This is a genomic window from Mesorhizobium neociceri (genome assembly GCF_013520985.1).
In the GTDB taxonomy this organism is placed as follows: Bacteria; Pseudomonadota; Alphaproteobacteria; order Rhizobiales; family Rhizobiaceae; genus Mesorhizobium; species Mesorhizobium neociceri.
On the sequence record NZ_JACDTY010000003.1, the window covers coordinates 241,047 to 256,084 of the forward strand.

15 protein-coding genes are annotated in these 15,038 nt (G+C 59.8%); 1 reads left to right on the forward strand and 14 read right to left on the reverse strand.

The window, feature by feature from the left end; translation table 11 throughout:
- Window positions 1–18: 18 nt before the first annotated feature.
- The 10 genes from H0241_RS09120 to H0241_RS09165 all read right to left on the reverse strand — a co-directional run bounded on the left by H0241_RS09120 (window position 19) and on the right by H0241_RS09165 (window position 10,497).
- Entirely contained in the window at window positions 19–1,743 is a 1,725-nt protein-coding gene (locus H0241_RS09120; protein WP_181057098.1) for an ABC transporter substrate-binding protein, read from the reverse strand.
- 78 nt (window positions 1,744–1,821) lie between these two features.
- Window positions 1,822–2,103 (reverse strand): DUF2160 domain-containing protein, encoded by a 282-nt coding sequence (locus H0241_RS09125; protein WP_112561564.1) that lies wholly within the window; start codon window positions 2,101–2,103, stop codon window positions 1,822–1,824.
- A 2-nt stretch (window positions 2,104–2,105) separates the two neighbouring features.
- Window positions 2,106–3,026 carry a carbohydrate ABC transporter permease gene (locus tag H0241_RS09130; protein WP_181057099.1) on the reverse strand — a complete coding sequence of 307 codons (921 nt, stop codon included), beginning with the start codon at window positions 3,024–3,026 and terminating at the stop codon, window positions 2,106–2,108.
- Between the two features lies 1 nt (window position 3,027).
- On the reverse strand, window positions 3,028–3,894 hold the full coding sequence (locus H0241_RS09135; RefSeq protein ID WP_112561562.1) for a carbohydrate ABC transporter permease: 867 nt from the start codon (window positions 3,892–3,894) through the stop codon (window positions 3,028–3,030).
- The gene (locus tag H0241_RS09140) at window positions 3,895–4,971 is read right to left on the reverse strand and encodes an ABC transporter ATP-binding protein (protein ID WP_181057100.1); all 1,077 of its coding nucleotides are present in this window, start codon (window positions 4,969–4,971) and stop codon (window positions 3,895–3,897) included.
- A gap of 11 nt (window positions 4,972–4,982) precedes the next feature.
- The gene (locus H0241_RS09145) at window positions 4,983–6,062 is read right to left on the reverse strand and encodes an ABC transporter ATP-binding protein (protein ID WP_181057101.1); all 1,080 of its coding nucleotides are present in this window, start codon (window positions 6,060–6,062) and stop codon (window positions 4,983–4,985) included.
- Between the two features lie 38 nt (window positions 6,063–6,100).
- Window positions 6,101–7,621 carry a glycerol-3-phosphate dehydrogenase gene (gene glpD / locus H0241_RS09150; protein ID WP_181057102.1) on the reverse strand — a complete coding sequence of 507 codons (1,521 nt, stop codon included), beginning with the start codon at window positions 7,619–7,621 and terminating at the stop codon, window positions 6,101–6,103.
- A 117-nt stretch (window positions 7,622–7,738) separates the two neighbouring features.
- Entirely contained in the window at window positions 7,739–8,506 is a 768-nt protein-coding gene (locus H0241_RS09155) for a DeoR/GlpR family DNA-binding transcription regulator (protein WP_181057103.1), read from the reverse strand.
- Between the two features lie 116 nt (window positions 8,507–8,622).
- Complete coding sequence (locus tag H0241_RS09160) at window positions 8,623–9,027, reverse strand: hypothetical protein (protein WP_181057104.1); 405 nt, start codon at window positions 9,025–9,027, stop codon at window positions 8,623–8,625.
- Between the two features lie 60 nt (window positions 9,028–9,087).
- Window positions 9,088–10,497, reverse strand: coding sequence for a pyridoxal phosphate-dependent decarboxylase family protein (locus H0241_RS09165; protein WP_181057105.1), 1,410 nt, complete (start codon window positions 10,495–10,497; stop codon window positions 9,088–9,090).
- A gap of 318 nt (window positions 10,498–10,815) precedes the next feature.
- Here H0241_RS09165 and H0241_RS09170 point away from each other — a divergent pair, with 318 nt between their 5' ends.
- Window positions 10,816–11,952 (forward strand): CPBP family intramembrane glutamic endopeptidase, encoded by a 1,137-nt coding sequence (locus tag H0241_RS09170; RefSeq protein ID WP_181057106.1) that lies wholly within the window; start codon window positions 10,816–10,818, stop codon window positions 11,950–11,952.
- A gap of 58 nt (window positions 11,953–12,010) precedes the next feature.
- On the opposite strand, the gene H0241_RS09175 is transcribed toward H0241_RS09170, so the two are convergent.
- From H0241_RS09175 to H0241_RS09190, 4 genes are all read right to left on the reverse strand, one after another.
- Window positions 12,011–12,742 carry a peptidase gene (locus tag H0241_RS09175; RefSeq protein WP_181057107.1) on the reverse strand — a complete coding sequence of 244 codons (732 nt, stop codon included), beginning with the start codon at window positions 12,740–12,742 and terminating at the stop codon, window positions 12,011–12,013.
- 32 nt (window positions 12,743–12,774) lie between these two features.
- Window positions 12,775–13,569, reverse strand: coding sequence for a transglutaminase family protein (locus H0241_RS09180; RefSeq protein WP_181057108.1), 795 nt, complete (start codon window positions 13,567–13,569; stop codon window positions 12,775–12,777).
- An 85-nt stretch (window positions 13,570–13,654) separates the two neighbouring features.
- Window positions 13,655–14,596 (reverse strand): alpha-E domain-containing protein, encoded by a 942-nt coding sequence (locus H0241_RS09185; RefSeq protein ID WP_181057109.1) that lies wholly within the window; start codon window positions 14,594–14,596, stop codon window positions 13,655–13,657.
- Window positions 14,597–14,656: 60 nt separating this feature from the next.
- A complete protein-coding gene (locus H0241_RS09190; protein ID WP_235984193.1) occupies window positions 14,657–14,971 on the reverse strand; it encodes a four helix bundle protein in 315 nt (104 codons plus the stop codon).
- Window positions 14,972–15,038 lie beyond the last annotated feature (67 nt).

Below are 15,038 nucleotides of genomic sequence, written 5' to 3' on the forward strand. Positions count from 1 at the left end.
CTGGCGCGTACGCCAAGATTACTTCTGCCAGCTCTTCACCAGTTCGTCGTAGTTGATGGTGATCGGCTTTTCCTTCTCGTTCTCGATCTTCAGCTGAGGCGCGAGATTGCCCTTCTTGACCGCGTCGGCGTTCCAGTAGGCGAGGTCATGCTCTTCGGCCATCTTCGGGCCGATATCGCCCTGGATGCCTGCCTTTTCCAAGCGTTCCATGACCTTCTCCTGCTCGGAGCATAGCGAGTCCATCGCCTCCTGCGCCGTCTTGGCGCCGGACGAGGCATCGCCGATCGCCTGCCACCAAAGCTGTGCCAGCTTCGGATAGTCAGGCACGTTGGTGCCGGTCGGCGACCACTGGACGCGGGCCGGCGAGCGGTAGAACTCGATCAGGCCGCCGAGCTTCGGGGCACGTTCCGTGAAGCTCTTGTCCTGGATCGTCGACTCGCGGATGAGCGTCAAGCCGACATGGCTCTTCTTCACGTCAACCGTCTTCGACACAACGAACTGCGCGTAGAGCCAGGCGGCCTTGGCGCGATCGTCAGGTGTCGACTTGAGCAGGGTCCAGGAACCGACGTCCTGGTAGCCAAGCTTCATGCCATCCTTCCAGTACACGCCATGCGGCGACGGAGCAAAGCGCCATTTCGGGGTGCCGTCCGCGTTCACGACCGGCAGCCCTTCCTTGACGAAGGAGGCGGTGAAGGCGGTGTAGGTGAACATCTGCTGCGCGACCATGCCCTGCGACGGAACGGGGCCGGATTCGCCGAACGTCATGCCCTGGGCTTCCGGCGGCGCGTAGGCCTTCAGCCAATCCAGGTACTTCTGGATCGAATACACGGCAGCCGGGCCGTTGGTGTCGCCGCCGCGCGCGACGCACGAACCGACCGGCTGCGACTTCTCGTTGACCTTGATGCCCCATTCGTCGACCGGAAGACCGTTCGGCAGGCCCTTGTCGCCATTGCCGGCCATGGACAGCCAGGCATCGGTGAACCGCCAGCCGAGCGACGGATCCTTCTTGCCGTAGTCCATGTGGCCATAGACCTTCTTGCCGTCGATCTCGCGGCCGGTGAAGAACTCGGCGATATCCTCATAGGCCGACCAGTTGACCGGGACGCCGAGGTCGTAGCCGTACTTGGCCTTGAAATCGGCCTTGTTCTTCTCGTCGTTGAACCAGTCGTAGCGGAACCAGTAGAGGTTCGCGAACTGCTGGTCGGGCAGCTGGTAGAGCTTGCCGTCAGGCGCGGTCGTGAACTTGGTGCCGATGAAGTCGGCGAGGTCGAGGTTCGGGTTGGTGACGTCCTTGCCCTCGTTGGCCATCCAGTCGGTCAGGCTGCGCGCCTGCTGGTAGCGCCAGTGGGTACCGATCAGGTCGGAGTCGTTGACGTAGGCGTCATAGATGTTCTCGCCCGACTGCATCTGGGTCTGCAGCTTTTCGACGACGTCGCCTTCGCCAATCAGGTCATGAGTGATCTTGATGCCGGTGATCGCGGTGAAGGCTGGCGCCAAAACCTTGGACTCATAGCTATGCGTATCGATGGTCTCGGAGACCACCTTGATGTCCATGCCGGCGAAAGGCTTCGCGGCATCGATGAACCATTGCATCTCGGCTTCCTGGGCGCCGCGATCAAGCGTCGACAGATCCTTGATTTCGGTATCGAGGAAGGTTTTGGCTTCGTCCATTCCGGCATAGGCCTGGCCTGCTCCCCAGAGCAGGACAAGCGCAGTTGTTGATGTTAAAAATTGCCTTCGCATTTCGTTTCCTCCACTTTCAGGTTTCAAGTGCGATCTGGAGCGGTCGCCGGCACGCGGCCGCTCCAACAGTTTCCCCCTCTATACGTAGCGGAACACGCCAATGGCGTAGACTACGGAGAGAGCGAGAGCCCACCACAGGTTGGGTCCGACAAGACCCAGCCAAGCGAGATGGATAAAGGCGCTGCCGAGCAGCGAAACAAAGAGGCGGTCGCCGCGCGTCGTCTCGAAGCGCAGCACGCCGACACGCGGATTGCCGCCGGGCGAGACAAACTCCCAGAACGCCATGCCGCACAGCAGAATAAGGATCGTGATGAAAAACAGTGCCGTCGGCAGCGTCCATGCCATCCAGGTGAGGTTCATGGTCATACCCTCCCCAGGGCAAAGCCCTTGGCGATATAGTTGCGGACGAACCAGATCACGAGCGCGCCTGGCAGGATGGTGAGCACGCCGGCGGCGGCAAGCACGCCCCAGTCGAGCCCGGATGCCGAGACCGTGCGCGTCATGATCGCCGCGATCGGCTTGGCGGCGGTCGTGGTCAAGGTGCGGGCAATCAGCAGCTCGACCCATGAGAACATGAAGCAGAAGAAACACGCCACGCCGACGCCGCTGGCGATCAGGGGCATGAATATCTTCAGGAAGAAGCGCGGGAATGAATAGCCGTCGATATAGGCCGTCTCGTCGATCTCCTTCGGCACGCCGGACATGAAACCTTCGAGGATCCACACTGCCAGCGGCACGTTGAACAGACAGTGCGCCAGCGCAACCGCGATGTGCGTGTCGATCAGGCCGAAGGCGGAATAGAGCTGGAAGAACGGCAGCGCGAACACCGCCGGCGGCGCCATGCGGTTGGTCAGCAGCCAGAAGAACAGATGCTTGTCGCCGAGGAAGCGGTAGCGCGAGAATGCATAGGCCGCAGGCAGCGCCACCGAAACCGAGATCACCATATTCATCACGACATAGATGATCGAATTGATGTAGCCCTTGTACCAGGACGGGTCCGTGAAGATCACCATGTAGTTGGCGATGGTCGGGTTCTTCGGCCACAGCGAAAAGGCGCCCAGGATTTCCTGATTGGTCTTGAAGCTCATATTGACCAGCCAGTAGATCGGCAGCATCAGAAAGATGATGTAGATCGTCGGCACCAGCCACCAGAATTTGGATTCTTCTCCGCGCCGGCGCATCAGCCGCGCAATCTGGTCCTGCGATAGGGTGCTAGCGAGCTCGTCCGAAACCGCCTCGTTCACCCGGTCCTGCCTCGTCGTTCTTTCGTTGGCGCCGCTCATCTCAGCGCTCCGCGTCGACATTGGTCATGACGGTGTAGAACACCCACGACAGCAACAGGATAATTAGGAAGTAGATGATCGACATGGCGGCCGCCGGCCCGAGGTCGAACTGGCCGATGGCGATCTTGACCAGATCTATCGACAGGAATGTCGTCGAATTGCCGGGGCCGCCGCCGGTGACGACGAAGGGCTCGGTGTAGATCATGAACGAGTCCATGAAGCGCAGCAGCACGGCGATCAAAAGCACGCGGTTCATCTTCGGCAGTTGGATGTAGCGGAAGATCGCCCAGCGCGAGGCGCCATCGATCTTGGCGGCTTGATAATAAGCATCCGGTATGGAGACGAGGCCGGCGTAGCAGAGCAGAACGACGAGGCTCGTCCAGTGCCATACGTCCATCAGGATGACCGTCACCCAGGCGTCGGTCGGGTCGTTGACGTAATTGTAGTCGAAGCCGAGCGCCGACAGCGTATAGCCGAGCAAGCCGATGTCGATGCGGCCGAACACCTGCCAAATCGTACCGACGACATTCCACGGGATCAGCAGCGGCAGCGCCATCAGCACCAGGCAGACCGGCACGCCCCAGCCCTTCTTGGGCATGTTGAGTGCGATGAAGATGCCGAGTGGTACTTCAATGGCGAGGATGATGAATGAGAAGATCAGGTTGCGGACCATCGAGAGCCAGAAACGTTCCGACTCCAGGATTTCGGTGAACCAGTCCGAGCCGTTCCAGAAGAAAACGTTGTTTCCGAACGTGTCCTGAACCGAATAGTTGACCACCGTCATCAGCGGGATCACCGCCGAGAACGCCACCAGCAGGAGCACCGGCAGCACCATGAACCAGGCCTTGTTGTTCCAGGTCTTTTCCATCTATGCCCCCATCTCGACACGCCAGGAATCGGCATAGATGTTGATGCCGGCCGGATCGAAGAGCACCTTCGGTTCGGCCGGCACGCTCTCATCCTCGCCGATGACAGCCGCGATCTCGCGGCCTTCCAGGCTGGCGCGCACCACCTTGTGGCGGCCGAGATCCTCGACCTTGCTGACTTTCACCGCCATGCCGTCGCGGCCGAGCCTGACATATTCGGGGCGGATGCCGAGTTCGATGGCGCCGGAGTTCCCAGCGGCGGTCCTTGGCGCGCCGGGCAGTTCGATGCGCTGGCTGCCGATCGTCGCGGTCTTGCCCTCGATCGCCACCGGCATGACATTCATGCCGGGCGAGCCAATGAAATAGCCGACAAAAGTGTGGCGCGGACGCTCGAACAGTTCGGCCGGCGTGCCGATCTGGACGATGCCGCCGTCGTACATGACGACGACCTGGTCGGCGAAGGTCAGCGCCTCGGTCTGGTCGTGGGTGACATAGACCATGGTATAGCCGAAGCGGCGGTGCAGTTGCTTCAATTGCGAGCGCAGCACCCACTTCATATGCGGGTCGATGACGGTCAGCGGCTCGTCGAACAGGATGGCGTTGACATCCGAGCGCACCAGGCCGCGGCCGAGCGAAATCTTCTGCTTCTGGTCGGCCGTCAGGCCCCTCGCCTTCTTCTTCGCCCATGACGCCAGGTCGATCATCTCCAGTGTCTCGCGGACCTTGCGGTCGACATCGGCTTCCGGAACGCCGCGGTTGCGCAGCGGGAAGGCCAGATTGTCGTAGACGGTCATGGTGTCGTAGATCACCGGGAACTGGAACACCTGCGCGATGTTGCGCTCCTGCGTCGACAGGTTGGTGACGTCCTTGCCGTTGAACAGCAGCTCTCCGTGCGAAGGATGCAGCAGGCCAGAAATGATGTTGAGCAGCGTGGTCTTGCCACAGCCCGACGGACCGAGCAGCGCATAGGCGCCGCCATCCTCGAAAGTGTGGTGCACTTCCCTCAGCGCGAAATCGGCATCCTTCTGCGGGTTGGGCAGGTAGGAGTGCCTGACATGATTGACGTCGATGCGCGCCATCTCTTCCCCCCTCAAGCCGCGAGCTTCGGCGCGACGACGGCGCTGCCGCTTCCGTCGAAGACCATGATGTGGCGCGGATCGATGAACACCTCGACCTCGGCGTCGGGCTCAAAATCGCGGATGCCGTGGGTCAGCATCACCCAGCGCGCATCGGCGAAATCGAGATGAATAAAACTTTCCGAGCCGGTGATCTCGGTGATCGTCACCTTGGCGCGCACCGGCACGGCGGCGGCGTCGGGTCGCTCCAGCGACAGATGATGCGGCTGGAAGCCGATCGTATAATTGGCGTCGGCAATGCCGGCGAGTTCGGCCGGCACCGGCAGTTTGACGCCGCCCTCGAGCAGGAAATCCGGACCCTTCTTGGCCAGCACGATCGTGTTGAGCGGCGGATCGGCAAAGGTCTTTGCCGTCACCAGGTCGATCGGCTTGCGGAAGACGTCGATGGTCGGGCCGAACTGGGTGATGCGTCCTTCAGAAAGCGTCGCCGTGTTGCCGCCCAGCAGCAGCGCTTCATGCGGCTCGGTCGTGGCGTAGACGAAAATGGTGCCGGCGGCGGCGAAGATTTTCGGCAGCTCGGCGCGCAACTCCTCGCGCAGCTTGTAGTCGAGATTGGCGAGCGGCTCGTCGAGCAGCACCAGACTGGCATTCTTGACGATGGCGCGGGCGAGAGCCGTGCGCTGCTGCTGGCCGCCGGACAGGCTGAGCGGCGTGCGGTCGAGATAGGGCGTCAATTTCAGAAGCGCTGCCGCGTTGCGGACTTCCTTGTCGATCTTGGCCTGATCGGTGCCGGCCACCCGCAGCGGCGAGGCGATGTTCTCGTAGACGGTCATCGCGGGGTAATTGATGAACTGCTGGTAGACCATGGCGATCTTGCGCTGCTGCACCGGCATGCCGGTGACATTCTGGCCATCGAACCAGACCGAACCGGAGGTCGGCACGTCGAGCCCGGCCATCAGCCGCATCAGGCTGGTCTTGCCCGACAGCGTCGGCCCGAGCAGGACGTTGAGCGAGCCGTGCTGAAGCGTCAGCGACACGTCGCGGATGTGCTCCGCCGCACCGACCGTCTTCGTCACGTTTCTCAGTTCCAGCATGATGCCTCCTCCCAGGCTTTGTGCATCAATCGCCTTCCCTATTCCGCTGCAACAACATGGCGCTGGCTGATGCCGCGCATGAATTCGTCGAGGGCCGAGACCTGCTCGCGGCTGAGATGCAGCCCGCGCTTGGTGCGGCGCCACAATACATCTTCGGCGGTCAGCGCCCATTCGTTTTCCGCGAGGTAGCGCACCTCGGCCTCATAAAGATCGGCGCCGAAATTGCGGCCGAGATCGGCATTCGACTTGGCGAGACCGAGCAGCAGTTGCGCGCGCGTGCCGTAAAGCCTGGTCAGCCGACGCGCCAGGCGCTGGTCGAGGAAGGGATAGGCGCTCTTCAGCTTCGCCACCTGGGCGTCGAAACCGGCGGCCGGGAAATCGCCGCCCGGCAAGGACGCGTTCGCCGTCCATGGCTTGCCGCGCTTGCCGAGAAAGCCTTCGATCTTTTCCAGCATCGATTCCGACAGCCGGCGATAAGTGGTAATCTTGCCGCCGAAAGCGTTGACGATCGGCGCCTTGCCCTCGCCGCCATCGGCTTTCAGCACATAGTCGCGGGTCGCTTCCTGCGCCTTCGAAGCGCCATCGTCATAGAGCGGGCGCACGGCCGAATAGGTCCAGACAATGTCGGGGCGCGTCACGGGTTGGGCAAAATATTCGCTCGCCGCGGCGCAGAGATAGTCGATCTCGGTGTCGCTGATCTTCACGTCATGCGGATCGCCGGGATAGTCGCGGTCGGTGGTGCCGATCAGCGTGAATTCTTCCTCATAGGGAATGGCGAAGATGATGCGGCCATCCTTGTTCTGGAAGAAGTACGCGCGCGGATCGTCGAACTTCTTCTTGATGACGATGTGGCTGCCCTGAACCAGACGGACATTGTGCACATCGTTCTGGCCCACAGTGGCCGACAGGACATGATCGACCCACGGACCGGCGGCATTAACCAGCAGCCGGGCCTTGACCTCCTCGGCCTTCCCGCTCGCCAGATCCTCCAGCCGGATTGCCCAGATATCGCCTTCGCGCCGCGCCGCAACGACTTTCGTGCGGGTGCGGATGGTGGCGCCGCGGTCGGCGGCGTCACGTGCGTTCAACGCCACCAGGCGGGCATCGTTGACCCAGCCGTCCGAATATTCGAACGCCTTGTGGAACAGCGGCTTCAACGGCTTGCCGGCAGGGTCCTTCGACATATCGAGCGTGCGGGTCGCCGGCAGCAATTTGCGGCCGCCAATATGATCGTAGAGGAAAAGGCCAAGCCGGATCAGCCAGGCCGGGCGCAGGCCCTTGGCATAGGGCAGCACGAAGCGCATCGGCCAGATGATGTGCGGCGCGTTCTTCCACAGAACCTCGCGCTCCATCAGCGCCTCGCGCACCAGCCGGAACTCGTAGAATTCGAGATAGCGCAGGCCGCCATGGATCAGCTTGGTCGAGCCTGAGGAGGTTCCGCTGGCGAGATCGTTCATCTCGGCCAGAAACACCGAAAAGCCTCGCCCAACGGCGTCGCGGGCAATACCGCAGCCATTGATACCGCCACCGATGACGAAGATGTCATGGATTGCGTCCACAAAGCCCTCCCGCGATTTCGCATTGCAGCATTTTTAGGTTTTTACGAAACCGTATTGGGATTATTTCGAAATGAGAACGAATGTCAAACGAAATATCACGGGGCTGTGATACAGCCTCTAGGTCAGCGACGTCTCGATCAGTTGAACCTCGGCCTCCTCGCAGATCCTTCGCACCGAGGGGATGTCGCAACGGTCGGTGATGAAGGTGTTGACCTGCGACAGATGGCCGATGCGAACCGGTGCTGTGCGTTCGAACTTCGTCTGGTCGGAAACCAGGATGACATGCCTGGCATTGGCAATGATGGCTTGCGCCACTTTCACTTCACGAAAGTCGAAATCGAGCAGCGCGCCGTCATGGTCGATGGCAGAGGCGCCGATCACGGCATAGTCGACCTTGAACTGCCTGATGAAATCGACCGCCGCCTCGCCGACCACGCCACCGTCGGAGCCGCGCACAACGCCGCCGGCGATCACCACCTCGATCGAAGGATAAATGCGCATCCTATTGGCAACATTGATGTTATTGGTGATGACCATGAGCCCGGTGTGATCGAGCAGCGCCTTGCTGACCGACTCGGTCGTGGTGCCGATATTGATGAACAGCGAGGCGTTGTCAGGAATCAGCCTGGCCGCCGCGCGGCCGATCGCCTCCTTCTCGTCGGCGGCGATCTTGCGGCGCGCTTCGTACTCCATGTTCTCGATGCCGGACGGGAACAAGGCGCCGCCATGGATGCGCGTCAGCAGCCGCTGGTCGCAGAGATCGTTGAGATCCTTGCGGATGGTCTGCGGCGTCACATTGAATTGCGTGGCCAGATCGTCGACCAGCACACGGCCATGGTCTTTCGCCATCTGGATGATTTCGGCATGGCGCGGCGACAGATACACTGAGAACCTCCCGTTTTCGTTTTTCTTGTTTGTAACTGAAAACGAAAGCGATGAAAAGGGAGACGCCGGCTAATGAAATTCCTATGATTGCAAAGGCGAACCGGCCATATACGTCGTCAGACCCGTTCTGCCACCTTGCGAGCGACGGCAGCCACTTTGCCCGGCGAGCGGATCATCAGGAATTTGCCAGACCAGTTTCCAGGGATTCGCCAGGTGCCTTCGATCTCGGTGGCATCGCCGTTCAGAATGCCGCTGTAGTGGATCGGGTCCACGCTCGATCCTGCAATGTCGTATGTCTTGATGAAGGAGACGGAGTTGCCGTCGCGCTGCCCTTGCAAGGTTGCGTATCTCACAGCGGCGGTCGCCGGCCCGGCCGGTTCGTGGGTTGCCCCCGTCAGGCTGGTTGCCGTCTCGATCAACGTCGCGACGAAGGAGACCGGCTCAAGCTCGCGCGGGTAGAAATAACGCCCGCTCCAGACGCCGGTCAGGTTCCGGCTCGCTGCTTCGCCCTGCCCGGCCATGTCCTTGCTCGCAATTCCTTGCTGGCTACCTCCACGGCGGGAACCGCCCGGACACCCGTGTCAGTTCCTCAGGGATCTTGCACAGTCGCAAATGACAGTGAAGGCGGTATCGACGTCTTCTGCCGTCGTCTCGAACTGTCCAACCTGGAAGCGGATGGCGACCCGTCCGTCCACCCGTGTCTGTGTCAGATAGAGGCGGCCGTCATCGTTGATGGCATTGACCAGGCGCAGATTGTGGTCGTCGGCATCGCCTGCTGTCTTGTGGCGGAATGAAAACAGCGACAGCATCGGCTCGGTGACGATCTCGAAATCCGCCTCGCTCGCTATCCGGGCAGCAAGCCCTTCGCTCCAGGCGACATGATTGCGGATCATGGTGCGCAGCGCCTCCAGACCGTGCGCGCGCAGCAGGAACCACAGTTTCAGCGCCCGGAAGCGGCGGCCGAGCGGCACCGACCATTCAGAATAGTTGATGATGCCGTCGCGGCCATGCGTTTTCAGGAATTCGGGTTTGATCGCCAAGGTGCGAACCAGGTCCTCCGGCTGGCGGATAAACTGCATTGAGCAGTCGAACTGCGCACCCAGCCACTTATGCGGGTTGAAGACGATGGAATCGGCCTGCTCGGCGCCAGCCCAGAAATGACGAAATTCCGGGCAGATCATCGCCGATCCGGCCCAGGCGGCATCGACATGCAGATAGAGCCCGTGCCGTTTCGCCACCGCGGCGACTTCAGCGACATTGTCGGTGCCGCCGGTGCTGGTGCCGCCGACGCTGGCGATGATGCCGGCGGGCAGCATACCGGCCGCCTGATCGGCGACGATTGCCGCCTCGAGTGCTGCCGTGTCCATGGCGCGGAAGCGACCCGTGACCGGAATGCGAACCAGATTGTCCTCGCCGATGCCCGACACCCAGATCGCGCGGTCGATCGAGGTGTGAACCTGATCGGAGGAATAGATGCGCGGCCGCTTCTGCCCGGCCAGGCCCTGTTTGTTGCCCTGCCAATCGAGCGCGCGCTCGCGCATGGTCAGCACGGCGGCCAGCGTCGCCGACGAGGCCGAATCCTGGATCACGCCGGAAAAGCCTTCGGGCAGGCCGAGCGCCTGGCGCATCCAGTCGACGATGCGCGTTTCCAGTTCGGTCGCCGCCGGCGAGGTCTGCCACAGCATGCATTGCGCGGCCATCGCCGAGACCAGATATTCGGCCACCACCGAAACCGGTGCGGCATTGGCCGGGAAATAGGCGAAGAAACGCGGATGTTGCCAGTGCGTCATGCCCGGCACGATCTTGGCTTCGAAATCGGCGAAAATCTTGTCCATCGGCTCAGCCGCTTCCGGCGGCGAGGGCTCGATGCTGCGAAAGATGTCGCCGGGTTCGACCAATGGCCGCACCGGCCTTTCGCGCAGCGAGGAACGGTAATCGACGCCCCAGTCCGCGGCGCGCCGCGACCATTGGCGGAAATCGCTGTTCTTCATTATATCTCCCCATACAGGTCACGGCACTGCCCATCTGAATGGATACCAATAACAGCGCATCCAGAAACGGCAATTCGTGCGCGGACCGCGCTTGCCTTTGATCCCTCCGGGAACAAATCCCTGGCCAACCAATTGAGCAACCGGAAACGCCTCCTAGCCCAATGTTGACCGCCAAAGACAGCCGCGAATCTGGTTTGCGCCTGTTAGGGAATCCTAATAGACTCCAGTAATAATCACGATTTCGTGGTCGCAGGCGGGGCATTTAATTTGACATGGCTGAGAAGCGTTTATGAGACATATCCTAGACGTGTCTCCTGGTTGGAGCTTCTGGTCTTTTTTGGAATACTCGTCAGCTACTGGTGGATAGTATCGTTTTGGTTTTGGGGGGTCTACCTTCTGGAAATCCCCCTGCCCGCCGGTCTGTCGGCATTTTTTTACAAGCTGTGGCTGGTAAAAAACATTCCCCGTGGCTTTTTGATCGCGCTTCTTTTGTGCTCCATCGTTCTCAGTTTTTACATACGCCGTATTTCGTTGCGGGAGATGGGCATCCGAACTGACAACATATGGGTTTCCGGACGAGAATGCCTCGTCGTCATTTTCATTATTTTGGTCGCCGCGTCAGCACTTATACTCATATATCGCCAGAATTTTTCCATCGAAAATTATTTCGTCAAGCAACAAGAAACCCGCAGGGAGCTACTGTCGGATCTCGTCCTTGGTCTAATTTCTGGAATAGCTCAGCAATTTCTTTTGCAGTGCTTCTTTCTCCAGAGAACACTTAAGATCTTCAGAAATCCAGCGACAGCAATCTTTTTTTCATCAGCCATATTTTCTTCTCTTCATATACCAAACATACGACTGATGATTGTTACCTTTATTTTTGGAACCATGTGCAGCGTCTTATTCCTGAGAAATAGAAACATCTTCACCGTCGGAATAACACATGGTCTAGCTCAACAAATTCTAAGGATTTTTTTTGCTTCGGTCTTTGTTTCCGGATCCTACTATAATGGAAGAGGAAATTACGAATACAACCTAAGGGTGGGACCCCCCAAAGCGTACCCGGAATATCTGGCCGAATTGAAATACGAAGGCACGCTCCCTGTAACGACAGGTGCCTCAGCAGGCGGAATTCTAATTCCTGTTTCGGTCACGAACAAAAGCACGAAAATGTGGTCTTCAACGGACGGGTACCAGCTCGTATTTGCCAGCTATCACTTTGTCGATCAGGAAGGACAAATAATCTCCGAGGATGGTCCCCTCACCCCTTTCAGCAAACCAATTGGACCTGGGGATTCCGAGACCGTAAACCTCATGGTGACGGCGCCTTCGAAGAGCGGAAACTATCTGGCCGAAGTCGATATCGTGCACACGAAAAGCCCTGAATCGAAAAAACTGACCTGGTTCAAACGCAGAGGCTCAAAAACAATTCTCATTCCCATCACTGCGCCTTAGACGGATTTCTGAAAGATGCGGCCGATGTGCCCGGCAGGAAGAAGAAATGCTGGGGTCGCTATCCCGGGAAATCAGGCAGGCTGGCAAAAGCCGTCTTCAACGCATTCGACCAACCGTCCGAAATGGTGCGATAGTACTGGTCGTCCTGGCCGATCCGCTTCCTTAGCCCAACCTTGAACGTGTCTTTTTCCAGGAACAGCAGGTCGAGCGGCAGGCCGACTGACAGGTTCGACTTCAGCGTCGAATCGAAGGAGACCAGCAAGAGCTTGACCGTTTCGGCCAGGCTCATCGTCCTTTCATAGGCGCGGATGATGATCGGCTTGCCGTATTTGGTCTCGCCGATCTGGAAGAACGGCGTGTCGTCGGTGGATTCGATGAAATTGCCTTCGGGATAGATCATGAACAGCCGTGGCGGGCTGCCCTTGATCTGGCCACCAAGGATGAAGGAGGCGTTGAAATAGGAATCCGCCTTCTCGCCGGCCGGCGACGAACTGGCGATGACTTCCTTGACGGTGTCGCCGACCAGCCGCACCGTCTGGTACATGGAGGGTGTTTCCAGCAGCGTCGCGTGGCGATCGGCAACCGCCTTGGTGCGCTCGTCGAGCAGGCTGACGACGGCCTGCGTCGTTGCCAGATTGCCGGCCGACATCAAAACGATGACGCGCTCGCCGGGCTCTTCCCAGACATGCATCTTCTTGAAGGTCGAGATAGAATCCATGCCGGCGTTGGTGCGCGTGTCCGACATGAACACGAGCCCACGATCGATCTTGAGGCCGACGCAATAAGTCATGGAATCTCTTCAGGCAGCAATCTTGCGGAGAACTACTGCTCTACCGTGACCGTGACCGCAAGCTGTTCCTCCGCCTGTCCCAGTCGAATTCCCGACACCGGCGAGGCATCGCGGTAATCGCGGCCGGTGGCCACCCTGACATAGCGTTCATCAGGAGAAATGCCATTGGCGGCGTCGAAGGCGACCCAGCCGAGACCTTGCACATGGGCTTCGGCCCAGGCATGGCTTGCCGCCTGCTCGATGGCGGCATCCATCATCAGATAGCCGCTGACATAGCGGGCCGGGAAGCCCATGGCGCGGGCGGCGGCGACAAAGATATGGCTGTGATCCTGGCAAACGCCGGTCTTCAGCGCCAAAGCCTCTTCCGCCGGCGTCGTCACGCTTGTGGTGCCCGGCGTATAGGCGACGCGCTCGACGATCAGCGCCATCAGCCGGTGCAGCCTTTCGATATCGGTGCCTTTGCCGACCGCCGCGGCAAGCTCGCGAATGCCCTCGCCGGGGACGGTCAAAGCGGTCTCCTGGCTAAACAGCCAGAGCGGCGCAAAGCCGTGATGCGGGCCGGAAACACCTGCTGTGTCACGCGTGACAACCTCGCCGGAGGCCTCGACGGTGATGAAGTCGCGCTCGCCTTCAACGCTCAACAGCCTGTTATCATTGCCGAAATGGTCGGTGAACCGCACTTCCTCGCGCGCACCTTCGATCTTCAGCGCCCAGGACAGCACGGTCTGCGTCGGGCCACTGACCGGCAGCAGCCGCAGCCGCTGAAGCAGATAGTGCACCGGCGCATCGTAGCGGTACTCGGTCCGGTGGGTGATTTTCAGCCGCATAACTTGTCTTCCGCTTTGAGCATGACCTTGTCCGAAAACCGGGTCCCACTTTTCGCTAACGCGGTCCTCCGGTTCGGGATCATGCTCAATTGAACCGGTAATCTTGAGCGATCTCTTCGCCAAGCTTGGTGTTGTCTTGAATGAACCGAGCCAGGAATTCATGCAGGCCGGCGTCGAAAATGTCCTTGATCGACCCTGCCCGCAGCATCGCCTGGGTCCTGTCGACGGTGGCATGGCAGGCATGGCGTTCGCCATAATCGTCGCCGAGGAATTTCAGGTGCTCGGCGAGAAAACGATAGCAGAAGGTCAGCGAACGCGGCATGCGGACATTGAGGATCAGATAGTCGGCAATGTTGGTCGGCTTGTAGTCTGCCTCGTAGACCCAGCGATAGGAGCGGTGCGCCGACACCGAGCGCAGGATCGATTCCCACTGGTAATTGTCGAGGCTCGAGCCGACCCAGGAGATCGACGGCAACAGCACATAATATTTCACATCGAGGATGCGCGCTGTGTTGTCGGCGCGCTCGACATAAGTGCCGAGCTGCGAGAAATCGAAGATCTCGTTGCGCAGCATGGTGCCGTAGAACGAACCGCGGATCAGCGCCGTCTCGCGCTTGATGGCGTCGAGCACGCTGGGCAGATCGCGCTCGTCGATGGGCTTTGCCAGCATGCGCTTCAGCGCCATCCAGGCTTCGTTGATGCTTTCCCAGGTTTCGCGTGTCAGCGCAGTGCGCACCATGCGGGCATTGTTGCGCGCGGTCTCGATCGCCGACATCGTGCTCGACGGGTTCGAGGTGTCGCGCAGCAGGAAGTCGGCGACATTGGCGGCGGTGTAATCCGAATACTTCTGCTTGAACGCGACGTCGGAGCCGGCGCTGAGCAGCACCGAATTCCATTCTTCCGAGGCGCTCTGGGTGCGGGTCAGCGCCATGCGCAGGCCGGCATCGACCAGGCGAGCCATGTTTTCCGCCCGCTCGATGTAGCGGTTCATCCAGTAGAGCCCGTTGGCGGTGCGGCCGAGAAGCATATCAGTGTGCCCCGATGAGCGAATAGCGAATAGCGAATAGCGAATAGGGGAAGGAACTTTTCATGATTTTTGTTGCAGGCTCCTGATCATCGAACGCAGCATTTTCCCAATGTCCTCGGTTTGGCCAAGCAAGTTGGCGACCTCCGCTTCGACCATCAATCCTACCTCTCCACACAGGATCAGATGTGTCTCCAATTCTTTTAGGGAGCCCTGTGCCACGCGAAGAAACTGAATGAAGGCTCCTGTGCTTTCTCGTCCGTGACCTTCCGCGACATTTGCTGCGATGGAAGCCGCCGACCGTCGTATCTGAGAGGTCATCCCGTATGCTTCGCTGTTCGGAAAGCCTTTCGTGGCCGAGTAGCAATTTACTGCCAACCCTAGGGCCGCCTTCCAAACAATCAGATCCCTGTAGGAATTGATCGCCGTCGTATCCCCCTCTTTC